At 70.9% G+C, this 23,285-nt stretch carries 22 protein-coding genes; 12 read left to right on the forward strand and 10 right to left on the reverse strand.

Annotated features, from left to right (window positions below; all coding sequences use genetic code 11):
* Positions 1 to 12: 12 nt before the first annotated feature.
* From CLV68_RS15025 to CLV68_RS15040, 4 genes are all read left to right on the forward strand, one after another.
* Positions 13 to 960 (forward strand): ATP-binding cassette domain-containing protein, encoded by a 948-nt coding sequence (locus CLV68_RS15025; protein ID WP_121391263.1) that lies wholly within the window; start codon positions 13 to 15, stop codon positions 958 to 960.
* A gap of 50 nt (positions 961 to 1,010) precedes the next feature.
* Positions 1,011 to 1,754, forward strand: coding sequence for an ABC transporter permease (locus CLV68_RS15030; RefSeq protein WP_121392289.1), 744 nt, complete (start codon positions 1,011 to 1,013; stop codon positions 1,752 to 1,754).
* Positions 1,755 to 1,856: 102 nt separating this feature from the next.
* The gene (locus CLV68_RS15035) at positions 1,857 to 2,171 is read left to right on the forward strand and encodes a hypothetical protein (RefSeq protein ID WP_147459999.1); all 315 of its coding nucleotides are present in this window, start codon (positions 1,857 to 1,859) and stop codon (positions 2,169 to 2,171) included.
* Positions 2,172 to 2,232: 61 nt separating this feature from the next.
* The gene (locus tag CLV68_RS15040; RefSeq protein WP_121391265.1) at positions 2,233 to 2,730 is read left to right on the forward strand and encodes an NUDIX domain-containing protein; all 498 of its coding nucleotides are present in this window, start codon (positions 2,233 to 2,235) and stop codon (positions 2,728 to 2,730) included.
* Between the two features lie 27 nt (positions 2,731 to 2,757).
* On the opposite strand, the gene CLV68_RS15045 is transcribed toward CLV68_RS15040, so the two are convergent.
* The gene (locus tag CLV68_RS15045) at positions 2,758 to 3,939 is read right to left on the reverse strand and encodes an acyl-CoA dehydrogenase family protein (protein ID WP_121391266.1); all 1,182 of its coding nucleotides are present in this window, start codon (positions 3,937 to 3,939) and stop codon (positions 2,758 to 2,760) included.
* Complete coding sequence (locus CLV68_RS35635; protein WP_211346555.1) at positions 3,936 to 4,664, reverse strand: DapH/DapD/GlmU-related protein; 729 nt, start codon at positions 4,662 to 4,664, stop codon at positions 3,936 to 3,938. Before CLV68_RS35635 ends, CLV68_RS15045 begins: the two co-directional genes overlap by 4 nt.
* Positions 4,665 to 4,680: 16 nt before the next feature.
* On the opposite strand from CLV68_RS35635, the gene CLV68_RS15055 reads away from it, so the two are divergent.
* Positions 4,681 to 6,021 (forward strand): helix-turn-helix domain-containing protein, encoded by a 1,341-nt coding sequence (locus tag CLV68_RS15055; protein ID WP_170224375.1) that lies wholly within the window; start codon positions 4,681 to 4,683, stop codon positions 6,019 to 6,021.
* A 105-nt stretch (positions 6,022 to 6,126) separates the two neighbouring features.
* Here the strand turns inward: CLV68_RS15055 and CLV68_RS15060 are convergent, their stop codons facing one another.
* On the reverse strand, positions 6,127 to 7,125 hold the full coding sequence (locus tag CLV68_RS15060; protein WP_121391269.1) for a coiled-coil domain-containing protein: 999 nt from the start codon (positions 7,123 to 7,125) through the stop codon (positions 6,127 to 6,129).
* Between the two features lie 251 nt (positions 7,126 to 7,376).
* On the opposite strand from CLV68_RS15060, the gene CLV68_RS15065 reads away from it, so the two are divergent.
* Genes CLV68_RS15065 through CLV68_RS15075 form a run of 3 tightly spaced genes read left to right on the forward strand, consistent with a single transcriptional unit; the run spans position 7,377 to position 9,665 of the window.
* Positions 7,377 to 8,588 carry a tyrosine-type recombinase/integrase gene (locus CLV68_RS15065; protein WP_121391270.1) on the forward strand — a complete coding sequence of 404 codons (1,212 nt, stop codon included), beginning with the start codon at positions 7,377 to 7,379 and terminating at the stop codon, positions 8,586 to 8,588.
* On the forward strand, positions 8,585 to 9,163 hold the full coding sequence (locus CLV68_RS15070; RefSeq protein WP_246009887.1) for a DinB family protein: 579 nt from the start codon (positions 8,585 to 8,587) through the stop codon (positions 9,161 to 9,163). Before CLV68_RS15065 ends, CLV68_RS15070 begins: the two co-directional genes overlap by 4 nt.
* 34 nt (positions 9,164 to 9,197) lie before the next feature.
* Positions 9,198 to 9,665, forward strand: coding sequence for a GNAT family N-acetyltransferase (locus CLV68_RS15075; protein ID WP_121391271.1), 468 nt, complete (start codon positions 9,198 to 9,200; stop codon positions 9,663 to 9,665).
* Here the strand turns inward: CLV68_RS15075 and CLV68_RS15080 are convergent.
* Positions 9,617 to 10,396 (reverse strand): class I SAM-dependent DNA methyltransferase, encoded by a 780-nt coding sequence (locus CLV68_RS15080; protein WP_246009888.1) that lies wholly within the window; start codon positions 10,394 to 10,396, stop codon positions 9,617 to 9,619. The two genes, CLV68_RS15075 and CLV68_RS15080, sit on opposite strands and share 49 nt — an antisense overlap.
* The gene (locus tag CLV68_RS15085) at positions 10,360 to 10,929 is read right to left on the reverse strand and encodes a TetR/AcrR family transcriptional regulator (RefSeq protein ID WP_121391272.1); all 570 of its coding nucleotides are present in this window, start codon (positions 10,927 to 10,929) and stop codon (positions 10,360 to 10,362) included. Before CLV68_RS15085 ends, CLV68_RS15080 begins: the two co-directional genes overlap by 37 nt.
* Positions 10,930 to 11,007: 78 nt before the next feature.
* On the opposite strand from CLV68_RS15085, the gene CLV68_RS15090 reads away from it, so the two are divergent.
* Positions 11,008 to 12,765, forward strand: coding sequence for an ABC transporter ATP-binding protein (locus CLV68_RS15090; protein ID WP_121391273.1), 1,758 nt, complete (start codon positions 11,008 to 11,010; stop codon positions 12,763 to 12,765).
* Between the two features lie 59 nt (positions 12,766 to 12,824).
* Positions 12,825 to 13,703 carry an aminoglycoside phosphotransferase family protein gene (locus tag CLV68_RS15095; RefSeq protein WP_121391274.1) on the forward strand — a complete coding sequence of 293 codons (879 nt, stop codon included), beginning with the start codon at positions 12,825 to 12,827 and terminating at the stop codon, positions 13,701 to 13,703.
* A gap of 77 nt (positions 13,704 to 13,780) precedes the next feature.
* On the opposite strand, the gene CLV68_RS15100 is transcribed toward CLV68_RS15095, so the two are convergent.
* Positions 13,781 to 15,307, reverse strand: a complete 1,527-nt coding sequence (locus tag CLV68_RS15100; protein WP_121391275.1) for an AMP-binding protein — start codon at positions 15,305 to 15,307, stop codon at positions 13,781 to 13,783.
* Between the two features lie 280 nt (positions 15,308 to 15,587).
* Between CLV68_RS15100 and CLV68_RS15105 the strand changes: the two genes are divergently transcribed.
* Entirely contained in the window at positions 15,588 to 17,330 is a 1,743-nt protein-coding gene (locus CLV68_RS15105) for a DUF11 domain-containing protein (protein ID WP_170224376.1), read from the forward strand.
* Positions 17,331 to 17,399: 69 nt separating this feature from the next.
* On the opposite strand, the gene CLV68_RS15110 is transcribed toward CLV68_RS15105, so the two are convergent.
* Positions 17,400 to 18,296, reverse strand: coding sequence for a DUF11 domain-containing protein (locus CLV68_RS15110; protein WP_121391277.1), 897 nt, complete (start codon positions 18,294 to 18,296; stop codon positions 17,400 to 17,402).
* A gap of 379 nt (positions 18,297 to 18,675) precedes the next feature.
* Between CLV68_RS15110 and CLV68_RS15115 the strand changes: the two genes are divergently transcribed.
* The gene (locus tag CLV68_RS15115) at positions 18,676 to 19,179 is read left to right on the forward strand and encodes a hypothetical protein (protein WP_121391278.1); all 504 of its coding nucleotides are present in this window, start codon (positions 18,676 to 18,678) and stop codon (positions 19,177 to 19,179) included.
* A 156-nt stretch (positions 19,180 to 19,335) separates the two neighbouring features.
* Here CLV68_RS15115 and CLV68_RS15120 read toward each other — a convergent pair whose 3' ends face one another.
* The 3 genes from CLV68_RS15120 to CLV68_RS15130 form a co-directional block, all read right to left on the reverse strand.
* Positions 19,336 to 20,247 carry a zinc metalloprotease gene (locus CLV68_RS15120; protein ID WP_121391279.1) on the reverse strand — a complete coding sequence of 304 codons (912 nt, stop codon included), beginning with the start codon at positions 20,245 to 20,247 and terminating at the stop codon, positions 19,336 to 19,338.
* 400 nt (positions 20,248 to 20,647) lie between these two features.
* Positions 20,648 to 22,147, reverse strand: coding sequence for a PPC domain-containing protein (locus tag CLV68_RS34720; protein ID WP_211346556.1), 1,500 nt, complete (start codon positions 22,145 to 22,147; stop codon positions 20,648 to 20,650).
* Between the two features lie 90 nt (positions 22,148 to 22,237).
* Positions 22,238 to 23,215 carry a TrmB family transcriptional regulator gene (locus CLV68_RS15130; RefSeq protein WP_121391280.1) on the reverse strand — a complete coding sequence of 326 codons (978 nt, stop codon included), beginning with the start codon at positions 23,213 to 23,215 and terminating at the stop codon, positions 22,238 to 22,240.
* Positions 23,216 to 23,285: the final 70 nt, after the last annotated feature.

Consider the following 23,285-nt stretch of genomic DNA (forward strand, 5'->3'; position numbering starts at 1 on the left):
AGGAGTCCGACCATGACCACCCACCCCCGGCCCGCGATCGCGGCGACCGGCCTGCGCAAGTCCTTCGGCGACCACGTCGTGCTCGACGGCATCGACCTGACCGTTCCACAAGGGACAGTCTTCGCCCTGCTCGGCGCGAACGGCGCGGGCAAGACGACGGCGGTCAAGATCCTGTCCACTTTGATCGGTCCCGACGCCGGTGACGTCCGCGTCGCCGGGCACGACGTGGTGCGGGAAGCGGACGCCGTGCGCGCCGCGATCGGTGTCACCGGCCAGTTCTCCGCTGTGGACAACCTGCTCACCGGCCGCGACAACCTGCGGTTGGTGGCCGACCTGCACCACCTCTCCCGGGCTGACGGCAAGCGGCGCGCCACCGGCCTGCTCGACCAGTTCGACCTCGTCAACGCGGCCGACAAGCCCGCCTCCAGCTACTCCGGCGGTATGCGGCGGCGGCTCGACCTGGCGATGACCCTGGTCGGCAGCCCGCGGGTGATCTTCCTCGACGAGCCGACCACCGGCCTGGACCCGCGCAGCCGCCGGGACATGTGGCAGATCGTGCGCGATCTCGTGGCGGGCGGCGTGACGATCTTCCTCACCACGCAGTACCTGGAGGAGGCCGACGAACTGGCCGACCGGATCGCGGTACTGGACAAGGGCCGGATCGTCGCCGAGGGCACGGCGGAGGAGCTCAAGCGCCGCATCCCCGGCGGGCACGTCCGCCTGCGGTTCGCCGACACCGACGGCCTCGACGCCGCCCAGCGCGTGCTGGGTCAGGCATCCCGGGAGAACGACACGCTCGCGCTGCGGGTGCCCAGCGACGGCAGCCTGCACTCGCTCAAGACCCTGATCGGCCTGCTCGACGACCGCGCCATCGAGGTCGACGAGCTGTCCGTGCACACCCCCGACCTCGACGACGTCTTCCTCGCCCTCACCGACACCAGGAAGGTGGCCGCACCGTGACCACCCCCAGCCAGGCGCTGCGCTTCCACCCGCTGCGCGACTCCGCGACAATGCTCCGCCGCAACCTCAAGCGCATGGTGCGGTACCCGTCGATGACCGTCACGCTCATCGCGATGCCCGTGGTCTTCCTGCTGCTGTTCGTCTACGTCTTCGGCGGGACGTTGGGCGCGGGCCTGGGCGGCTCGGGCGGGCGCGCCGAGTACGCCAACTACGTGGCCCCCGCGATCATCCTGATGACCGTCACAGCCACCATCCAGGGCACCGCCATCTCGATCGCCATGGACATGGCCGAGGGCATCATCGCCCGCTTCCGAACCATGCACATCGCCCGCGTGTCAGTGCTGACCGGCCACGTCCTGGGCAGCATGGTCCAAGCCGCGATCAGCCTGACCGTCGTCACCGCGGTCGCCCTGCTGGTCGGCTTCCGCCCCACCGCGGGCCTCGGCGGCTGGCTGGCCACGGCTGGCTTCCTCGCCGCGGTCACTTTCGCCCTGGTGTGGCTCGCCGTCGCCCTGGGCCAGGTGAGCAAGAGCGTCGAGACCGCGAGCAACCTGCCGATGCCCCTGGTGCTGCTTCCCTTCCTCGGCAGCGGTTTCGTCCCCACCGACTCCATGCCGACCGTCCTGCGCTGGTTCGCCGAGTACCAGCCCTTCACCCCCATCATCGAGACCCTCCGCGCCCTCCTGATGGCCAAGCCCCTCGGCTCCAACGCCTGGATCGCCCTGACCTGGTGCGCCCTCATCGCCCTCGGCGGCTACCTCTGGTCCAAGCGCCTCTTCAACCGCCCGGCCTGAGCCGGTTGGCGCAGCCCGATCGGCCTCCCGCAACAGGCGGTACACGGGGGAGGGGCGGTCGGTGAGGATCGGCTCGGCACATCGAGACAGGAGTTGAGACGGATGTCCCGACGTATGACAGGTGCGGTGCTGGTCGCGGCAGCGATGGCGCTCGTGGTCACCCCCGCCCAGGCGAGCACCACCACCCCGTCCGCCTGCCGGTGGACCTGGGTCTACCAGGTGACCGACCCGGCTGGCGCCGACACCTACTCCCGCAGCGGCCAACTCCTCGACCACGCCGCCCGTTACGACCTGATCAACGTCACCGAGAAGGACACCCGCTACTACGGCACCAACACCCGCACCGACATCTGGGGCGGCCTCAACCCCACCCAACTCACCTACACCGGCACCAGCGGCTGCTTCCCCCTCGACTGACCCACCCCGATCGCCCGGCCCGGATCTCGAAGCCATCCGGGGCGTGGATAAGGTCGCTCGGATGACTACCCCAGCCGTGGTGCCGGTCGAGCAGTACGTAGCGAGCCTCAACCGCAAGCGCACGGCCGCTGGTGTGCTGTTCCGGGACGCCCGAGACAAGGTTCTGCTGCTGCAACCCTCCTACAAGCCCAACTGGGAGATCCCCGGCGGCGCTGGTGAGGCCGACGAGTCCCCCTGGGACACCGCGGCCAGGGAAGTCGCCGAGGAACTGGGCATCACCGATCGACCGGTGGGCGCGCTGCTGGTCGTGGACTACGTGCGGCCCCAGGACGGCCGTGACGAAGGCGTGGTGTTCGTCTTCGACGGTGGCCTGCTCGACGAGGCGGACCTGGTCGGGTTGTCCTTCATCGACGGGGAGATCCTCGCCGCCGACCTGTGCACCGAGGACGAGGCTCGCGCGTTGGTCAAACCGCTGCTGGCTGACCGGATCGCCTCGGCGTTGCGCGCGGTGAAGACGAATAGGACCGTGTTGTGCGAACAGGGCCGTCCGATCGGCTGATGACGACGGCCCTGCCCAGTGCCGAGGTCACGCACCTGCTGCCAAGGCACCCTCACTCTCTCTCGTTGCGGGACGGATGTGCTGCTTGCCCGCGGTGCGGTAGAGGGTGTCGTGGATGCCATCGGCGTAGAGCAGCCCGCTGAGATCTCGGCTGGTCTTCACAGCCTGGCACGAGACCTGGAAACCCGCCGCGCCCAACAGGACCGCGAGTTCTGCCACGACCCGGTGCGCGGTGTCCACGCCGTGCGCCTTCATCGCACACCCCCACAGTTCGGCGCGTTCGTCCCCGGCGACCGCGAGCCGCGAGGCCGTCGCGGTGCCCAGTAGCGCGGTGACCAGTCGGGCATGGCCGCGGCCGAGACTGACCAGGCTGGAGTCCCGGATCCGCGCTATCCGGCCATCCGCGCGGCGGTCGGCCAAGTTCGTGGTCACCGTGTCGAACACGGCGGCCGCGGCTCCTAGGGCTGTCGCGGTCACCAACGACCGGTAGACCGCGAAGTGGCCGCGCAACATCGCCATGCCGTCCTGGGAGAGCACGTCGTGCGGGTGGACGGGCACCTGGTCGAGGTCGAGCACACCCCACGTCCACCCCGCCAACCCTGCCGGGGACAGCGTCCGGCGGTGCAGCCCGGGATCGGCCGCGTCCACCACCGCGGCGGCCAAGCGGCCATGCGGCGCACGGAAGAACACCACGAACAACTCAGCCTCGGTCAGCCTGCTGATCCAGGTCTTGCGGCCGGTGAGCAGCCACGTCCCCGCTTGGTCTGCCATGGCACGGGTGCTCGTGCGGGCGACCTGGGAACCGCCGTGCGGTTCGGTGATCGCGATCCCTGCCAACGCGCCCGCGCGCAACCTCGGGAGCCACCGTCGCCGGGTGCGCTCGGTGCCATGGCGCCTGATCAGGTCACCGTGCCCCAGACCGGTCGCGTCACGCAGGTCGATGTCGCGGTACCCGGCCACGAACTGCGCGAGAAGCTGGAACGCCGGCGAGTTGTCGGCGAACCCCGCGGCCGCGAGTACGGCGCGCACCTCCAGCAGTCGCCCACTGCGTGGCGGTCCCGCGGGCAGGTCGGCCCCCACCGGGTAGCGGCCGAGCGCGCTGTCCAGGCAGTCCGCGAAATCCCGCAGCCGCGGCCAGCAGACCTCGTCCGCCGGGTCGAGCACCGCACGCAGCGGTTCCAGCCAACTTTCGATCGCCGCGCCGCTCATCGCGTCACCTGCCTGTGAACCCTGGCCGGGTTGCCGTAGACCACCACGCCGGGCGCGACATCGCAGGTGACCGTTGACCCGGCGCCGACCAGGGCGTGCTCACCGATTACGACGCCTGCCAGGATCGTGGACCCAGAGCCGACCTTGGCGCCGAAGTCGAACCGCGGCGGGGCCAGCACCGGCTCCCGGTGGGCGTCTCGCCAGGTCAAGGTCTTGTCGTTGACCGTGCGCACCCCGGCTCCGAGGAACACCCGGTCGGCGATCACGGTGGACCCGGTGATGTGCGAGCCTGGCGAGCACCGAACCGAACTGCCGATAACACTCGCGCGCTCCACGGTCAGGTTGTGCCCCAATTGGCTTTCTTGCCCGACGCGCACCTTGCTACGCAGCAGGGTGCGGTGGCCGATCACCGCGCCGCTTCCGACGCGGACGTCGGCGTAGAGGATCGCGCCCGCTCTGATCACCGCGCTCTCCCCGACGATCGTGTCCGCCCCTGCGCCGGGGTAGGTAGCGCCGACGGCGTAGCCGAGTTCGGGCTGTCCGACGATCGCGTGCTCCTCCACGCGCGCCTGCTGTTCCAGGGTCGTCCCGCCGTGCACGACCGCGAACGCGCCGATCACCGCGTCCGCCCCCACGACCACCGGCCGCGCCTGCCCGGTGGCGTCGACCGGTACGAACACCGCCAACCGGCTGATCCGCGCCCCCGCCTCGACCACCAGGGGCATCTGGCGAACCGAAGGCGTGGCCACCGCGGTGGCCACGGGCGCCGCCGGGACCATCGTGCGCGCACTACGCCAAGCCAACAGACTGACCCTGGCCGACCTGGCAGGCCGGTGCGGGTACTCGATCTCGGCGCTGTCGCGGATGGAGACCGGACGGCAACCACTGCGCGACGTCGAGATCTTGCGCAGGATGGTGGACGCCCTCGGAGTGCCCGCGTTCCTGTTCGGGTTGGTCGAGCACCGGCCCGGCACCACCTCGACGGCGACGCCGGTGGCTAGGGTCGGGACGGCGACACCGGCTGACGAAGGAGACGCGATGCGGCGAAGGGCGTTCCTTGCGGTCGCGGGTATGGCCGGGGCCGCCTTCGCCCTGCCACGCCGAGCGGACGCGTTCGCCTCCGCGGACCCCGCGACCGTGCTCACCGAGCGCCTCGGCGACGTCTTGCTCGGGCCGATCGCGCCGGGCGAGCCCGCGCCGCTGATCGAGGTCCACCGGAGTCTGCGCACCGTCCAGGAGGACTTCCTCGCCTGCCGCTATCTCGACCTCGCGCGACGCTTGCCGCTGGTGATCGCGGCGGGCGAGGCCACCAGCCGCGAGTCCGACACTCCAGCCGCGCATGGACTCCTGGCCACCGCGTACACCCTCGCCAGTCGGGTACTGACCAAACTGGACCCTTCCTCCGGGCTGGAGTGGATCGCGTCCGATCGGGCCATGCGCGCCGCCGCCGGTGCCGAGGATCCGCTGATCTCCGCTGAAGCCCAGCGCATGGTGGCCTCCGCCGCCCGCCGCGCGGGCCACCACGACCGTGCCCAGACGCTCACCCTCGCCGCCGCCGACCACCTCACCACCGCAGGACCGGACCCTTCGCCAGCGCATGTGGCGATGCACGGCATGTTGTATTGTTCCGCCTCCTACGCTGCGGCACGGGCAGGCGACCGCGACCGGGCGACCGAACTGCTTGACGACGCCGCCGCGACCGCTCGACGGCTGGTCGACGATCCGTTGCGGCACAGGGCTTTGACAGCGAACATCGTGAGCCACCGGGTATCCACCAGCTACCTGCTTGGCGACGCCGGGACCGCGCTGCGCCACGCTGCGAGCGTGCCCATCGCGCAGATCCCCAGCGTCGAACGCCGGGCGCGCTTGCTCGTGGACACCGCGCTCGCCGCCGCGCAATGGGACAAGCCCGCTGACGCTTATCGAACCCTGCTGGAGGCGGAACGCCTCGCACCGGACGAGGTCCACACCCGCAGCACCGTGCGCACACTGGTCACCGAACTGATGGGAGTTCGACAGCAGGCAGCGATGCCCGGTCTGGCCGGATTCGCGCAGAGAGTGCACGCCACCAGCGGCAACTGAAGACCGAACCTCGCCAGAAGCGCTGCCCTCTGGTCAACCCTGGCCGCGTCCGCCCCATCAGCCACCAAGCGGGCATGTCCGGCGCCCGATGCAGGCCGACAGGGGTCAAGGCTGGTTGACGTTGTCCTCGAACACCGAGTCGTGGAGGCGGCGTAGGTGGGTGGGGAGGGAGTCGGTGGGGGAGTCGAGGAGGTAGGCGAGTTCTGCTTGGACGCGGTTGCGGGCGGCGGTCGCGGTGAGGGCTGTGGTGAGGTGGCGTTCGAGGGCCTGGGTGTGGTCGCGGTGCAGGGCCTCGATGCGGGCGTCGGCGGCGTGTTGGGCTTGGGACTGAGCCTGGGTGGCCTGGGTGTGGGCGTCGGCCAGGGCGGTTCGGGTGGTGGTGAGGTCGGCGCGGAGGGTGTCGAGTTCGGTGCGGGTGGCCGCCAGGTGGGCGGTGGCGGTGGCGAGGTCCTGCTGGGTGGCGGAGTGGGCTTCGGTCGCGGCGGTGAGGTCGCGCTTGGCGGTGGTGGCGTCGGACTCGGCGGCTTGGCGGGCGGAGTGGGCCTCGGCTGCTGCTGACTCGGCGCGGGTTGTCTCGGTGGTGAGGCGGTGCCAGAGGTCGCGGCGTTCGGTGGTGAGGGTTCGGACGCGGGTGGCGAGGCGGGCGGCGCGCTGATCTGCGGATTCGGCGCGGGACCGGTCTTCGGCGGCGGCTGACTCGGCGCGGTCGGCGCGGGAGGACTCGAGGGCGCGGGCCTCGACGGCTGCGGCCAAGTCTCGGCGGGCGGTGGTGGCGTCCGACTCAGCGGCGCGGCGGGCCGAGTGGGCTTCGGCGGCGGCCTGGTTGGCGGTGTTGGCGCGGGTCACGGCGGTGTCGCGCTCGGCGGCCATCCGGGTGGAGTGGTCCTTGGCCTCCGCCGCCTCAGCCACAGCCTGGCGGGCGCGGGCCTCGGCGTCGGCGATGCGGGCGGTGGCGGCGGCGTCCAGGTCGGTGAACCCGGCGACGACGGTGTTGAGCGCCGTGGTCAGTTCGGCGGCCGCGGTGGTGAGTTCGGTGGCACGGGGTTGGAGCGCCGTGAGGGTGTCCTGGCCCAACTGCCGGAGCGCGCCCAGGTAGTCGTCCACCCCCAGGTCTTCCACGGCCCGCCGTCGGGTCCGCGCGTCGGCCGCGTGTTCGGGAGAGCAGTAGCGCTGCCGGTTGCTGCGTGGTGAGAACCGGTTCTCGCACCCCGTCAGGGCACATAGTCGTTCGTCCGCGCTCATCCTGCCTCTTTTCGCCTGAACCGAACCTAACATGTTCAGATTAGCATGCAGTCCAAACATGATTACGTTAGAGGTAGCCGACAGAACACTCCTTTTGTCGGTAACCTAACCGCATGGACCAAAGGACACTTCCCGCCCGCACCACGGACCTCGCCGAGGGCACCCTCTGGCCTGGGGTGGGAGATCCGATCCGGCTGCTCACCGAGATCACCGCCTGGCTCCGGTCGTACGGCGCGACCTCCACCCGCCGCACGTACGCCGAGGGCCTGGGCCTGCCCACGAGCGTCACCGACCTGCGCGACTGGCTCAGCCGCGCCGACCACACCTGGGTCCACGTCCTCCGCGCCTACGCCGACACCCTCGACCTCACGGCCGCCCTCCACGCCGACATCACCGACCCCGAGCGAAACCGCCCCCCGACCCGCCCCGGCCGCTTCCGCCCCCTGCACTGGCTCCGCTGGTGCGCCTCAACCGGCCTCGACCCCGTCACGGCAGGCTCCATCGACGTCCTGACCTGGCAAGACGCCCTCCGCGCCGCCGGTGCCGCCCCCGCGACCCGCACCCGCATGCTCGCCACCGTCCGCACCCTCTACCAACACCTCGCCGCCGCGGGCCTCGTCACCGCCAACCCCGCCGACCTCGACCGCCGCCGCCTCGGCCTGCGCGACCCCCAACCGGCCAAGACGATCCTCACCCTCACCCCCGCGGAGGTCGCGGCCCTGCTCAACGCCGCCGCCAGACCCCGCCCCGGCGCATCCCCCCGAGACCGCCTCCGCGCCCGCGCCGTCGTCGCCCTGTTCACCCTCGGCCTGCGCGTGTCCGAGCTGTGCGACCTCGACCACCCCGACCTGCACACCACCCGCGGCCGCCGCGCCCTGCGCGTCACCGGCAAGGGCGGCAAGATCCGCACCGTCTACCTCACCGACCTCGCCGAGTCTGCCCTCACCGACTACTTCGACGCCCTGCCCACCGCCCCGACCACCACGGTCACCAGGGCAACCGCGTCCGGCCGCGCCCCGCTCCTGATCACCCGAACCGGCACCCGCTGCGACCGCCGCGACATCTGGAGCCTCTTGCGCCGCCTCGCCACCGCCGCCGACCTGTACGAACTCGCGGGCGCGATGCACCCCCACGCCCTGCGCCACTTCTACGTCACCACCGCGATGGAACAGGGCGCCCACATCACCGACGTTCAATCCGACGTCGGCCACGCCCGCGTCGACACCACCCAACGCGTTTACAACCACGCCACCCGTGACCCTTCCCGCACCGCCGCCACCCACGTCGGCGACACCATCACCCGCCACCTGGAGCAGACCCCGTGAACCCCGCCGACCTCGACACCGCCATCACCTGCGTCACGACCGCGCTGACCCCCATGACCAGCCGGAACTGGTCCGAAGCGCCCGGCACAGGGGAGTGGACCGCCTGGCACACAGCCGAACACATCGGCGACTGCCTGCTGTCCTACGCCGCCCAGGTGGTCGCCCAACCCACCACCCACTACGTCCGCTTCCTCGCCAAGGCCGACGAGGACGCCACCCCCGCCGACCTGCTGGAGTTCGCCACCGCAGGCGCGGGCATCCTCTCCGCCGCCCTCCGCGCCACCACCCCGACCGCCCGCGCCTACCACCCCTCCGGCCTCTCCGACCCCGAAGGCTTCGCCGCCATGGCGTGCGTCGAGATCCTGATCCACGGCACAGACATCGCCCGCGGCCTGGGAACCTCGATAACCCCACCCGGCGACTTGTGCACCCGTGTCCTCTTGCGACTGTTCCCGCACGTAGACGTAAGAGACCTAGACCCGTGGACAGCCCTGTTGTGGGCGACCAACCGGATAGACCTACCAGGCAAACCCCGCCAAACCGCCTGGCACTGGCAGGGCGCCCCTCTCAACTGACACGCAGCGGAACCGTAGGTGCGATGCTTCCCGCATGGGTGAGTTGCGTGTGGTGGTGGACGACCTGTCAGGTGCGGAGGTGGCGCGGTTCCTGGAGGAGCACGTCGAGCAACTGCGGGCCGTGACGCCGCCGGGGAGTTCGCATGCTCTGGATCTTGAGGGGTTGCGGAAGCCCGAGGTGACGTTCTGGGCTGTCCGCGACGGGGATGTGCTCGCCGGGTGCGGTGCGCTCAAGGAGTTGGCGCCGGGGCACGGGGAGGTCAAGTCGATGCGGACGGCGGGGGAGTACCGCAAGCGCGGGGTGGCGTCGTTGGTGTTGCGGCACATCGTCGAGGTCGCGACCGGGCGCGGGTATGAGCGGCTGAGCTTGGAGACGGGGTCGTTCGAGTTCTTCGCCCCGGCGCGGACCCTCTACGCGAAGTACGGGTTCACCTTCTGCGACCCGTTCCCGCCCTACGTCGAGGACCCCAACAGCGTGTTCATGACCAAAGAGCTGGCCTGAGCGATGAACACGAACTCCTTGCCCAGCCGGTCCGGAGCCTCGCGGACGTCCAGCACGCGGTACCCGTGCGCGGCGAGATCACGCGAGACCTCGTCCAGGTCACGGAAGCGCAGGGTCGAGTCCGAGGGGATCACCGCGCCGTCCGGGAACCGGTAGGTCGAGCGGAAGGACACCAGCGGCAGTCGCACCTCGGTGACCTCCCGCCGCTGCGAGACCGCCCCGATCCCCGGCACGTCCAGCACCACCTGGCCGTCCCACTCCTCCCACGCCCGCCGCTGCGGTCGCCGGGTCTCGAACACCAGGTACCCACCCGGCCGCGTCGCCGCCCGACAGCCCGCGAGCACCCCAGCCCACTGCGCGTCGGTCAGGAAGACCTGCGCGACGTTGCCCGTCATCACGACCAGGTCAACGTCCGAACCCGCCGCCGACTCGACGTCCCCGTGCACCCATCGCACCCGCTCCTCCCGGCCGCGCGCCACCGCCAGCGACGCCTCCGCGGGGTCGACGCCGATCACCTCGACGCCGCGTTCCGCGAGCCGAACGCCCAGGTTGCCGGTGCCGCAGCCCAGGTCGAGCACCCGCCGCGCGCCGAGCTCGCCGACGAGGGCCACGTATGCGTCGAGGTCGTCGCGCGGGGCGTCGAAGGTGTCGTAGACGGCCACCAGGCGCGGGTCGACGAAGACCGGGTCCGGCGTCAGGGAGCCACGACCTTGTGCAGTGCGCGCAGGCACGAGTCGAGGGCTTGGTGGCGGGACGCGACACCTGTCCGGGACTGCTGCCAGGCGACGTAGAGCAGTGCCCAGAGGACGTCGCGGATCCAGGGGCCGGTCAGGGTGGGGTCGATGCTGCCGTCGTGGTGGCCCCGGGTGATGAGGTCGAGTACGGACTGGTTGTCGGGGTCGCAGTCCCAGGTGACGTCGCCGTCGGGGTCGGAGTAGTTGAACACCAGCATCAGCACGTTGCCGAGGTCGAAGTACTCCTGGCAGAGCCGGTCCAGCCCGTCCGCGCCGGTTCCCTCGGTGAGCCGTGCCCGCCGGGTCGCCTGGACCACGTGCTCCCAGCCCATCTGCTGCAGCGCGGTGGTCAGGTCGGCGCGCTCGGGGAAGTACCGGTGCACAGTGGTGCGCCCGACCCCGGCCGCGGCGGCGATGTCGGCCAGGCTCGCGGCCGGGTCGGCGGTGAGCACGGTGACCGCGGCGTCGAGGATCGCGCGGCGGGTGCGGGCCTTGGTCCCGGTGTCGGCTGCTGCGGTGCGGAGATCCACCGGCCCAGCCTAGGTCCCCTCGGCCCACAGCGGTATTCCACTTGACCGTGGTGGAACATGGATGTTCCACTATCGAGCATGAGCGTTCCGAAAAGTGGGCGGCTTCGCGTCCTCTGGTCCTTCGCCCGTCCCCACCGCGCCCGACTCGCTCTCGGGCTGGTGCTCGCCCTTGCCGGGTCCGGCGTCGGCCTGGCCACCCCGCTGGCCACCAAGTGGGTCCTCGACTCCCTGGGCGCCGACGGCGGCCTGCGCGGCCCCATCGTGCTGATGGCCGTGCTGCTCGTGGTCGGCGCCGTGATGTGGACCTGGCAGTCGATCGTGCTGGGCACCCTCGGCGAGCGCGTCGTCCTCGCCGCCCGCCAGGGCATGGTCGACCGGTTCTTCCGCGCCACCGTCCCCGCCATCAGCTCCAGGGCGCCCGGCGAGCTCGTCACCCGGGTCACCTCCGACACCCTGCTGCTGCGCGACGCGGCCGCGTCCAGCGTCATCGGCCTGATCAACGGGGTCGTGATGCTGGTCGGCACGCTCGTGCTGATGGCGGCGCTCGACCTGGTCCTGTTCCTGACCACGGTCGCCTCGGTGATCGCCATCGCCATCCTGTTCGGGCTGCTCATGCCCGCGATCGCGGTCGCCAAGGAGAAGGCGCAGGCGCACGTCGGCGCGCTCGGCGGGACCCTCGAAGGCGCGCTGCGAGCAGTGCGCACAGTCAAGGCCAGCCGCGCCGAGGAGCGGCAGAGCGCAGCGATCATCACCGACGCCCGCGGCGCGGCCGAGCAGGGTATCCGCGCGATCCGGCGGGAGGCGATCGCCTGGGCCATCTCGTGGAGCGGCATCCAGCTCGCGATCATCCTGATCCTCGGGATCGGCGCGTGGCGGGTGTCCGACGGGGACATGGCGGTGTCGACGCTGATCGCGTTCCTGCTCTACTCGTTCGGCCTGATGGGGCCGGTGACCACGCTGAGCCAGAACGTCACCGCGCTGCAGAACGGCATCGCCGCCGCGGGGCGCATCCGGGAGGTCGACGACCTACCGGTCGAGACCTCGGGCGTCAGCACCAACGCCGCCGCGCGCATTACCGGGCCGGTGTTGGAACTACGGGGCATCACCGCCGCCTACGGGCCCGACTCCCCGCCAGCCGTGCGCGGGATCGACCTGGACGTGCCGCGCGTGGGCCATGCCGCGATCGTTGGGCCGTCCGGCGCGGGTAAGACCACGTTGTTCTCCCTGATCCTGCGGTTCCTAGAGCCCCAGGAAGGCTCGCTGCTCGTCAACGGTGTTCCTTATCGGGACCTCACCCACGCCGACATCCGAGCCCACCTCGCCTACGTAGAGCAAGAGACACCGGTTGTCCCCGGCACGATCCGCGACAACCTGCTGTTCTCCCACCCCGACGCCACCGACGACCAACTCCAGAGCGCGCTGGCCGCCGTCCGGCTCGACACCCTCGCGGACACGCTGCCTGAAGGTCTGGATACTCCGCTGTCAGGCACGTCTGTCTCGGGCGGTCAACGCCAACGCATCGCTCTGGCCCGCGCGGTCCTGACCAACCCCGACGTGCTCTTGCTCGACGAGGCCACCGCCCAGGTCGACGGCTTGACCGAGGCCGCCCTGCACGACGTCATCCGCGCCCACGCCTCCCGCGCCGCCGTGGTCACCATCGCCCACCGGCTCTCCACGGTCGTCGACGCCGACACGATCATCGTCATGGCCGAGGGCCGGATCCGCGCCCGCGGCACCCACGCCGAACTCCTGGCCACGGACTCGTTGTACCGCGACCTGGTCGAGTCCCTCCGCATCCCCGACTCGGTGGCTAAAGTGGGTTCCATGGGCCATTGACCTCGCGCACCGCCGCTGCCTCCTTCGCCTTGTCCACTCACGCGAAGGAGGATCCAGCCGTGCCCATCCCTGTGCCTGACGCCCTTGCCGCGTACTACGCGAAGCAGAGTCCTGAACACCTGCCGTGGTTGCGCGCCCTGCCCACACTGGCCGACACGATGCTCGACCGGTGGTCCCTGAAGGTGGACGGCCCCGCACGCCACGGCATGGTCGCATTGGTGATCCCCGTCGTCCGTCCCGACAGGACACCCGCAGTCCTGAAGCTCCAGCCGCGCGACGAGGAGAACGACGGCGAGCCGCTTGCATTGCGCCACTGGGCAGGCAACGCGGCGGTCCACCTACTCGACCACGACGAACCAACCGGCTCCATGCTCCTGGAGCGCCTCATCGCCTCACGCCCCCTGAGCGCCCTCCCAGCGTCAGAGGGCATCGCCGTCATCGCAGACCTGTTGTCCCACCTGCACGTCCCCGCCCCACCAGGGATCCGCACCCTAACCGACATCGCCACCGCGATGCTCGCCGAGCGGCCCCTATTGAACCGCCTGACCAACCCCTCCGAACGCACCCTGGCCATCACCTGCGCCGACGCAACCGCCGCAGCCATCAGCGAACCCGGCAACCGCCTACTGCACTGGGATCTCCACTACGACAACGTCCTCGCCAGTTCCCGCACCCCTTGGCTGGCCATCGACCCCAAACCCATCTCCGGCCACCCCGCCTTCGACCTGATGCCCGCCCTGGACAACAACTTCCACACCCCCACAGACCTGCTGCACCGCTTCGACCACCTCACCGAGTCCCTCTCCCTGGACCGCCCCACCGCCGCCGCCTGGACCCTGGCCAGAACCCTCCAGAACACCCTCTGGTCCCTCCACGACGGCGACACCACCCTCGACCCGGTCCAAGCCGCCATCGCCCAGACCTTGCTCTCCCGCTGACCGCGGCGAAGGTCGGACCGGCGAGGTGACCTGCCTGGTGTCCAACGGGTCTGGCACCCGGTCCAGCCGGGTGGTGTTCAGGGGGTGGAAGTGGCCTGGCGGCGGAGTGTCCTCTTGTCGGGTTTGCCGACGTCGGTGAGGGGGAGCGAGTCGACGAGGTGGATGTGGTCGGGGACGTACATATCGCCCCGGCCGTCGCGGACCATCGTGCGCAAGGTCTCCGGGGTGGTCGTGGTGTCGGGTGCGAGGACGACGGTGGCGTGGATCCGTTCGACGCCGCCGTCGTCGGGGACGCCGTAGACGGCGGCGGCGCGGACGTCGGGGTGGGTGGTGAGGAAGTCCTCCAGTTCGGTTGTGTAGACGTGGCCGCCGACCACGACGATCATGTCTTTGAGGCGGTCGACGACGGTGAGGTAGCCGTGGTCGTCGAATCGGCCGAGGTCGCCGGTGTGCACCCAGCCGTCGCGGACTACCTGGGCGGTGAGTTCGGGGTTCTTCCAGTAGCCCTCCATGACCTCGCCCGCGCGCACGCAGATCTCGCCGACCCGACCGGGCGGTAGTGCTGTGCCATCGGGGTCGCGGATCTCGACCTCGACGCCGGGGACGACACGGCCCGCGGTGCGCAGCAGGTCGAGGCGGTCGGGGTCGTGTTCGGCGGCGGGGAGGATGGTGATGGCACCCGCCTCGAACTGGCCGTAGCCCTGTTGCAGGACCCGGCCGAACCGGCGGACCGCCTGGGCGATGCGGACCGGTGCGGAGGGCGTGCCGCCGTAGGTGATCCGCGACAGGCTGCTGGTGTCGTGATCGCCGGGGTGGTCGAGTACCCGGTACAGCAGCGGGGGCAGCAGGAACACGTGCGTGATCCGTTCCCGCTCGATCGTCGCCAGGACCTCGCCGGGATCGAAGGCGTAGTGCAGCACGACGGTGCCGCCCGCGGCGAGCGTCGCGTCGGCGAGGAATCCGCCCGCGTGCGAGAGCGGGGTGCAGACCAGGTCACGGGGTTCGTCGACGTCGTTCGTCGCGCGGACGCGGTGGAAGTTCCGCATTCGGCCGAAGGTGCTGCGGATGCCCTTGGGGTGGCCGGTGGTGCCGCCGGAGTGGCGGATGAAGCACAGGTCGCCGGGGCGTGCGGTGCTTTCCACCGGTAGGTCGGAGTGCGGCGCGGCGGCGGCGAGGAGGTCCTCGCCGTCAACGCCGCCGGTGGGGCCGAGTACCAGCACGTGGGTCACCGGCACCGCCGCCACCAGGATCGCGGCGCGGTCGGCCAGGCTGGGGTCGACGATGAGCGCGTAGGTCTCGACATCGGCGATCATCTTGGCCTGGACGTCGGGTCCGAGGCGGTTGTAGAGGTGGTTGAAGTGCGCGCCGAGCAGGTTGACCGCGTACCGGGCCGCCATGGTCTCCGGCAGGTTGCCGCACAGCAGCGTCACCGTCTTCCCACGGCCCACGCCACGCTCCCGCAGTGCTCTCGCCAGGCGGTACACCAACGAGCGGAACTCCTCCGCCGACAGGCGGCGGTCACCGCTCACCACCACCTCGGGGCCGGAAAGCCCGTCGAGGATGTCCTCGACGTAGTTGCGGAACCCGGGCGCGGTGGTGGACATGGCGACGTTCCTCCCACGGTCGGCTGCGCCACGATCACATCAGAAAGATCACCCTCGTGGTACCGGTGCCACTCGATCAGCCGCCACCATCGTGTTACCAGGCCACCTCGTCGGGGGATTGCCGACGGCAGGAGGGCCGGAACTGCTCGCGTGGGTAGCGGCGCGGGCGGCGGTTCGACCGGTTCGGGCGCTGTCGCCGTCCGGATTCCCTTGGAACGGTTGGCCGGGGCCCGCGATCCGCGGGCGTCCACACAGGACACCGTCAGGGGATGTGGGACAAGTGGTACGAGGAAGGCTTGGCAGGACTGCGGCGCTGGTCGCCCTGGGCTTGGCGGCGGCGGGGCTGACCGCGATCACCGGTGCCGCGCGAGCCGCCGCGGTGGCGCCCGGTCCGGCGCTGACCTGGGGGGCCAACTTCTACGGCAACCTCGGCGAGGGCACCACCACGCACCGGTCGAACCCGGTGGCGGTCTGCGCTATCGGCGCGAGCGCACCGTGCGCGGCGGAGCTGACCAACGCGAAGTCGGTCTCGGCAGGGGAGCGGCACACGCTGTGGCTGCTCGCCGACGGCACTGTCGCCGCCGCCGGGTACAACACCAACGGCACGCTCGGCGACGGGACCCAGACCAACCGCACCACCCCGGTCCGCGTGTGCGCCGTCGGCGCCGTGGCCCCGTGCGCGTCGTTCCTGTCCGGGGTGACCGCGGTCGCGGCAGGCAACCGGTTCTCCCTGGCCCTGCTGTCCACCGGGTCGGTCGTGTCCTGGGGCGAGAACAGCGGCGGCTACCTGGGCGACGGAACCACCACCAGCCGCTTGGTCCCCGGCCCGGTGTGCGCGGTCAACGGTGTCGCGCCGTGCGTCGCGCCGTTGACCGGGGTCACCGCCATCGCCGCGGGATCCACCCACGCGCTGGCCGCGGCAGGCGGCGGTGTCCTCGCGTGGGGATCGAACTACCGGGGCAGGCTGGGCGACGGAACCACCACCGACCGCCCTTCGCCAACCAGGGTCTGTGCCGTCGGCGCGGCCGCTCCGTGTACCTCGTTCCTGTCCGGGGTCACCGCCATCGACGCGGGCAACCACTCGGTCGCGGTCGCGGGCGGCGTCGCCCATGCCTGGGGCAACGGGCTGACCGGGGAGTTGGGCGACGGCGCGAACGCCGACAGCGCCACCCCGGTCCGGGTCTGCGCGCCCGGCACCACCGTGCCCTGCGGCTCGTTCCTGTCCGGGGTCACCGCCATCAGCGCTGCCGCCGACGGCGCGTCCTTCGCCGTGGTCAACGGCGTCGCGCACTCGTGGGGGTCCAACTTCCGGGGCCTGCTCGGCGACGGCACCGCCACCAACCGCGCCACCCCCGTGCGCGTCTGCGCTGTCGGCGCGACGGCCCCGTGCGCGTCGTTCCTGTCCGGGGTCACCGCCATCGACGGCGACAGCCACGGCCTGGCCCTGATCGGCGGGGACGCGGTCGCCTGGGGCTCCAACACCCGCGGCCAACTCGGCGACGGCACCACCACCAACCGCACCATCCCCGTGCGCGTCTGCGGGGTGGGCACGACGGGCCCGTGTACCTCGTATCTCACCGGCGTCGCTGCCATCGACGCCGGTAACACCAGCAGTGCGGCCGTCATCGCGGGTCCTCCGTCCGCTGACCTCGGCGTGACGCTGACCGCCACCGCACCACTGCTGGGTACGACGATCAACTACGCCACGACCATCACCAACAACGGCCCCGACGCCACCACCAGCGGCACCGTTGTCCTCACCCTGCCCGCCGCCACCACCAACGCAGCCTCGGCCACCTGCGCCTACAACCCGGCCACCAAGTCCGCTGCCTGCCCGATCGGCGCCCTGCAACCCGGTGCGAGCGCGACCTACACCGTCCGAGCGTCCTTCGGCGTCCTCACCACCGGACCGCTCACCGCCACAGCCACCCGCACCACCAGCACACCGACCGACCCCGCACCCGGCAACGACACCGCCACCGCCGCGTGCACCGCGATCACCAGCCTCGTCATCGTCTGCTGACCGCACGCTCACGGGGCCTTTCTCCGGATGATCCGGGGGAAGGCCCTTCGCGGGCACGAAAGACGAGGGTCAGCAGGAGATGAGCAGGCTGGTGGTCGCCGAACAGGTCGCCGTGGCGGTGTCGTTGCCGGGGGCCGGGTCGGTGGGGGTGCTGGTGGTGCGGGTGGCTGTCGCGGACTGGGTGCCGAGGGCCACGGGGCTCAACTGGGCGGCGAAGGTGTTGGTGGTGGTCGCGCCGTTGGCCAGCGCGGTGAGGTCGCAGGCCACCTTCTTTGTGGCCGCGGTGTAGCCGCAGTGGGCGGGAAGGCCGGTGACGCCGGTGGCCTGGGCGGGCAGGGTGGTGATGACGGTGCCCGCGGTCGTGGTCGCGGGTCCGTTGTTGGTCGCGGTCTGGGTGTAGGTGATCGTGCCCGACAAGGCCGGGCCCGGGACCGCCGTCAGGCCGACCGCGATGTCGGCTTCGCTGAGGACCGTGAACGGGAAAGTGGCCGGGGTCCACGGTTCGAAGTCGTGCAGGCCGCCGCTCGGGGTGACCGTGTGGACGCCGGGCGCGGCGATGGCGGCGACGGTGGTGGTGATCCGCGCGCGCAGCGCGGTGCCCGCGGGGATGACGCACCCCGGGGCGCATTCCACCACCGCGGCCCGACCGCTGGAACCGATCTGGCACGAGGTCGGCGTGGGCCCGGTGATCACGGTGCACGTGCCGGGACTGTCGAAGAGGGTCGTGTCCGCGAACACCCCCGCGAACGCGGTCGACCCCGAACCCGAGTCGTTGGTGACGGTCACGGTGAACGTGACCTGGTCGCCCGGGCGGGCCGAGGTCGTGGACGCCTCCACCGTGACGTGCTCACTGCTCGCGACCAGGGTGTCGGCCAGCGCGGGCCGCTGGAGCGAGGAGAAGACCACCACAACGGCGGCGGCCACGGTGCCGCTGCCCTTCAGAACCGCGCGGAGTCGGTCACGCATCAGCGTTCCTTTGTCCTCAGTGGAGATACGGCTGGATGGACGCGCGGGTGGGCCGGGGCAGGCGTCGCGGGTGTCGGCGAGGTTCCTGGAACACGGGTGCCCGAGACGATCGGGCCGGTGGCCACCACGACCAGAGCCTAGGCACCGACCGACTCCACCGTCGACAAGCTGTCCGGGTGAACGCCGGGCTGCCGCGGCCTGGAGATCTCGGCGGGAATACGCCGAGATGGGCCTGCGTGGAAACGCTCCCAGGCCATCCGCGATGCGGTTCGTGCGACTGCCACGCCGTCACGCGCTCGGCCGGGCGACACCCCCGGAAACTCGGCCCGAAAGGGGAACGCTCATGACACGGTCCACCCGCGCTCATGTCCGACGACCCATGGCGATCGTCCTCGCGGCTCTCACCGCCGTGGCGATGATGGTCTTCCCCGGCGCTCCCGCGGGCGCCGTCACCGTCGACGCGCACTGCCTGGGAGGCTTCTCGCGGAACTTCTCCCCGGCCATCACGGTGACTCCGCAGACGGTCACGGTGAGCGGGACCTACGACTACGGCACCTGCCTCGTCGGTGCCACCGCGACCGGTAGCGAGAGCGTGACGCTGTCACTGGGGTGCGTTCCGGTCACCGCGGGCCCGGCGTTCACCGAGACCGTCACCTGGCATGACGCCACCGGGGGAACCAGCACGATCGACTGGGCCGCACCCACCATCGCAGGCCAAACCGTCGTCTACACCGGCACCGTCACCGCGGGCCGCCACGCGGGTGACACCGCCACCAAGGTGACCTCCGGCACCAGCTACCTCGGCAGCGTCGTCGGCTGCCTGCTCGGCACGCCCATCTCCGACACCACCGGACTGGTGGACAGCTTCCTGCTGACCCACTGACACCGAGCCCCGCGCCGACCACCACTCCCACCCGGCTACCGACGCGGTGGAGGGCCTCGACGGTGACCACGCACCCTGCCCTGTGCCGGCGACGCGCGTGGTCACCGATAGCCCTGTCGTTGGTGCCATTACGGTGGTGCCATTACGGTGTTGTCGTCAGGCGAAGTCGCGGTAGGTCGCCATCTGTTGCCGCATCCGGTCGATCTGGCCGCGGGTGAACTCGGTCATGCAGGCGTCGTCGCTGTAGTCCATGAAGTTGTGGATCGGGTCCAAGCCCGGCTGCGGGCACGTGTCACGGTCGTTCGGGCAGCCGAAGGCGGGTGACGCCTCGTACGGGGTGTCGTCGACGTAGTCCCCCGGAGAGGTGCACCCGTTCAGGAAGGTGTTGTACAGCCCCATCCAGCCACCGACCCCGTGGGTCGCGCTCCTGCCCTCGCCGAAGGGGCCTGTCGAGCCGCCAGGCAGGGCGGAGAACAGCACCCCGACCCCGTCGCCAGACCGGTCCGCCTTGTACTCGGCTGGCATCGTCGACCAACCCAGGTTCCCGCCCGCGATACCGCCGACGATGTACAGGTTGAGGTCGGCCGCTCCGCCTGTGCGCAGGTCTCGGGTCAACTCCTGCCGGTTGGTGCCGCTGGCGTCGCTGGACCACGCCTCGTTGACGGTGCGGGTGATCTCCTGCACCGCGAAGCTGAACCCCGTCGAGCCGAAGTCGGCGTTCAGGACTTCGAGCTGTTTGTCGATCACCGAGTCGGGGACGTTGCCGCCCTCCGGTGTCTCGTCCTTGGCGATGACGTGGACGTAGACCTTGGTGGCTTCCGGCGCCAGGGTGGCGATGGCGCCCCGTGCCGCCAGTCGCGTGTGGAAGTCCCGCTCGTTCGCGGCGGCCTCGGCGGCCGACGGCGGACCGTCGTCCCGCGCGGGCCGCTCCACGGGGTACGCCGCGCGGGTGATGCACCCCTCGACGGTGCTCGCCGCACTGACGGGCGTGAGCACCCCGGGCAACACCGCCGTGCAGGCGGTCACCAGCCCGATCCGACGCAGGCGGTGGCTCCACAGTGGTCGCATGGCACGACTCCTCGGCTATCCGGTGACATTCCGGCGCGACAGCATCCACGCGTGGGGACAGTGGATCGTCCCTCTGCGACAGTGCGACCCCTGAGAAGGGCATCCGCCGGTGACCGGCCCAGCCTGCTCACCACCACTCCGAGCGGCAACACAGCGTCAAGGACACCACTCGATGGAGTACACCCCGAGGTCGATACCGCAGGTCGACGTCACCCTGTTCGGCGGCGTTGGGTGCGGCGCCGGGTGGTGGCGAAGGGGCGGCGGCCCGATGGGCGAGGGCACCATCGGGCCGCCGGGGAGCGGTCGAGCGGAACGGAGATCGGGACCGGGTGAACGGGGGCGCGACGCGACGCGTGCCCGTTCACCGTCCCGGTACCGCTGACCGCGGGCTCGAGGTCCGTCAGGGGAAGAGTTCGACGGGGTTGGTACAGCCGTTGGCGGTGCGCAGGCGGTGGATCTCGGTGAGCAGGTGGGGTTGGCGGACCAGTTCGGTGACCTGGCCGCTGTCGGGTTCCATCCCGCCGGTGTCGGTGTTGAGGTAGCGCCACGACCGGCCCCACAGCGCCAGCACGGTCTCGCGCCAGGCGGGGCTGGTGACCAGGTAGTCGTGTTGCTCCGGGTGTTCGACCCTGATCTTGGCGAGGTAGCGCTCGACCCACCACAGGTAGGTCAGCAGGGCGTGCCGGTCGCTGGTCCGGGAACCGCCGCCGGTCTGCAGGGAGTAGGTGACGGCCATCGAGTTGATGTACTGGTTCCACTCCTCGACCAGCATGTTGAAACCCTGGTCGCCGGAGTCGAACGTGGTGTTGGTCGGATCGCCGTTGAGGTAGGTCTCGGCGTAGGTCGGGTCGCTGCCGTGGGATCCGGAGCCGTACTCGCGGCTGGTGGTGATGGTGCCCTTGACGGCGGGCGGCCGCTTCTTGTTCTCGGCGTCGGCGAGCAGCAGGGATCGTGCCATCGAGAACATCGGGCTCGACGAGGTCGTGCCCTTGCCGTGCATTCCCGGCGCGGTGAAGGTCACGTCGGCGCCGTTGCTGCCGCGGGCGACGAAGTACCGGTTCTCCGGTGTGCTCTTGTCGATCCCGTGCCCGACCTCGTGGACCACCATGCTCAGCTGACCGAGGACCTGCGCCGCCGTGTCCTTGCGCCAGAGCCAGCGGTCCACCGCCTGCTTGCCGCCCGCGATGTCGATGACGCGCTTGCCGGTGGGATACCTTCGGGAGAGGACTCCGTTGATGAAACCCATGTAGTCGGCCGAGTTGTAGCCGTTGACGAGGTCCTGGATGCTCGGCAACCGGTCGGGTTCGCGGAAGTCCTCGACGGTCAGCACGAACTTCCCGTCGGCGCAGTTGCGGTCCACGACAACGGGTGTGCCGGGTGGGGTGGTCGTCGGCGGCGACGATGTGGTCGAGGTCGGTCGCGTCGTGCTGGTCGGTGCGGTCGTGGTCGGTGTTGTTGTGGACGGTGCGGTGGTGGTCGGTGGCGTGCCGCCTGCGGTCGCCGTGATCGTGTAGGTGTGCGGTTCGAACAGGAACCGGCCCGAGACCTCCAGGTACCACAGCCCGGCCCGGGGCAGGGGGACCGAGACATCGGCCGTCCCGTCCGCGGTATCGGCCTTGAGGTCGTGGGTGAACACCGTGGGCGCGGCCCCGGCTCGCCCGATCAGGTCGAGGTGCGCACCGGCACCGTCCACGGTGACCGCGAGGTTCGCCGTGTTCATCGGGACCTCGACGGTCCACCGCTCCCGGGTGTTCCACTCGACCTGGCCGGTCGTGGGAACGCCGCTGACCAGGCGGCCCCCTGACCCGCTGGGGACCGGTGCGCTCTGCGCCGCCCGGACGACCATCGAGCCGGAGCACAGGGTGATCAAGGCGGCTCCCACCGCCAGCAGTTTCTTCATGGACACTCCCGTTCCGGGGAGCAGCAGGGGCTCCCGCGTCGTGGCGATGCACAGGGTGAGGATGTGGGGGAACTCCGCAGACGGGCGGGATCACCGTGATCCGGTCGAGCCACGCAGCCATTCGCGCTGGTACGCGTGCGTGCCTGCCTGGAACCGGGAGTCCGCCCCCAGCGCGGTCAGCAGTTCGTGGACGTGCCTGCTGACCGTTCGCTCAGTGACGCCCAGTGAGCGGGCGATGGCGCGGTCCTTCATGCCCGCCGCCATCATCGCCAGCAGTCGCCGCTGGCGCGCGGTCGGTCCCACCGGGACCTGGGTGGCGACGCAGGCGGGAACGGCCAGTGACCACAGCCACTCGAAGGACTCCACCAGCGCGTCGAGCAGTGGGGACGCACGCACCACCAGCGCGGACCGCACCGGAGTGGTGCCGAACGCCGTGGGGACGAACGCGGTGCGCCGGTCGACGACCACCATCTTCATGGTGGCCGGGGTCAGGGTGCGTGCCTGCTCGCCCGCCCGCACGCATTCGGCCATGTAGTCCCAGCGGTGGGGCAGGTCCAACGAGGCGCGGTCGTAGATGGTGCGGTACCTGACTCCCCGCCGCAGCGCGGTCAACTCCTCGACGTTCTGGGCGGGAGCGCGGTCGAGGTAGGGCGGCGCGTCGACGAAGAGCACCTCCTCGGTCGCGCCGAGTTGTGCCCGGGCGAGGTACCTGCTGGTCGGTTCGCGTCCGTCGACGACCTCGACGATGTCCTGGCGCGGGGTCGCCTCCAGCGCCCGGGTCAGCTCTCCTGCCCGCGCGAGCACCCTGTCCAGGTCCTGTTCACGTCGACTGGCGATCGCGTCGACGGCGATCCCCGGGGGTACGGGCGCGAACTGGGCGGGCCGGGTGCGCAACCGGGTCAGCAGGCCCACTTCGACGAGCCTGGCCAGACTGCGGCGCGCGGAGGCCGGGGCCAGACCGGCCAGCACGGCCACCCTGGCCTGCGTGCTCTGCTGCGTGCCCAGGACCGCGAGGTAGACCGCGCTGTCGGTGTCAGCCAGCCCGATACTCGCGAGCAAGTGGGTCATCGATGTCCTCCACCCTCGTGATCCGTTGTGCGCGGGGGGTGTGGCGCCGGGTGCGCCGGACCGATGACAG

This window comes from Actinokineospora cianjurensis (assembly GCF_003663795.1).
Classification (GTDB): domain Bacteria; phylum Actinomycetota; class Actinomycetes; order Mycobacteriales; family Pseudonocardiaceae; genus Actinokineospora; species Actinokineospora terrae.

What these genes read in the sequence shown, in the direction of transcription:
- CLV68_RS15065 (WP_121391270.1), top strand. Translation starts at nt 7,377, where the DNA reads ATGGACCAAAGGACACTTCCCGCCCGCACCACGGACCTCGCCGAGGGC.
- CLV68_RS15090 (WP_121391273.1), top strand. Translation starts at nt 11,008, where the DNA reads ATGAGCGTTCCGAAAAGTGGGCGGCTTCGCGTCCTCTGGTCCTTCGCC.
- CLV68_RS15040 (WP_121391265.1), top strand. Translation starts at nt 2,233, where the DNA reads ATGACTACCCCAGCCGTGGTGCCGGTCGAGCAGTACGTAGCGAGCCTC.
- CLV68_RS35635 (WP_211346555.1), bottom strand. Translation starts at nt 4,664, where the DNA reads ATGCCCCTGGTGGTCGAGGCGGGGGCGCGGATCAGCCGGTTGGCGGTG.
- CLV68_RS15030 (WP_121392289.1), top strand. Translation starts at nt 1,011, where the DNA reads ATGCTCCGCCGCAACCTCAAGCGCATGGTGCGGTACCCGTCGATGACC.
- CLV68_RS15110 (WP_121391277.1), bottom strand. Translation starts at nt 18,296, where the DNA reads ATGCGTGACCGACTCCGCGCGGTTCTGAAGGGCAGCGGCACCGTGGCC.
- CLV68_RS15045 (WP_121391266.1), bottom strand. Translation starts at nt 3,939, where the DNA reads ATGAGCGGCGCGGCGATCGAAAGTTGGCTGGAACCGCTGCGTGCGGTG.
- CLV68_RS15025 (WP_121391263.1), top strand. Translation starts at nt 13, where the DNA reads ATGACCACCCACCCCCGGCCCGCGATCGCGGCGACCGGCCTGCGCAAG.
- CLV68_RS15035 (WP_147459999.1), top strand. Translation starts at nt 1,857, where the DNA reads ATGTCCCGACGTATGACAGGTGCGGTGCTGGTCGCGGCAGCGATGGCG.
- CLV68_RS15120 (WP_121391279.1), bottom strand. Translation starts at nt 20,247, where the DNA reads ATGCGACCACTGTGGAGCCACCGCCTGCGTCGGATCGGGCTGGTGACC.
- CLV68_RS15100 (WP_121391275.1), bottom strand. Translation starts at nt 15,307, where the DNA reads ATGTCCACCACCGCGCCCGGGTTCCGCAACTACGTCGAGGACATCCTC.
- CLV68_RS15115 (WP_121391278.1), top strand. Translation starts at nt 18,676, where the DNA reads ATGGCGATCGTCCTCGCGGCTCTCACCGCCGTGGCGATGATGGTCTTC.
- CLV68_RS15130 (WP_121391280.1), bottom strand. Translation starts at nt 23,215, where the DNA reads ATGACCCACTTGCTCGCGAGTATCGGGCTGGCTGACACCGACAGCGCG.
- CLV68_RS15075 (WP_121391271.1), top strand. Translation starts at nt 9,198, where the DNA reads ATGGGTGAGTTGCGTGTGGTGGTGGACGACCTGTCAGGTGCGGAGGTG.
- CLV68_RS34720 (WP_211346556.1), bottom strand. Translation starts at nt 22,147, where the DNA reads ATGAAGAAACTGCTGGCGGTGGGAGCCGCCTTGATCACCCTGTGCTCC.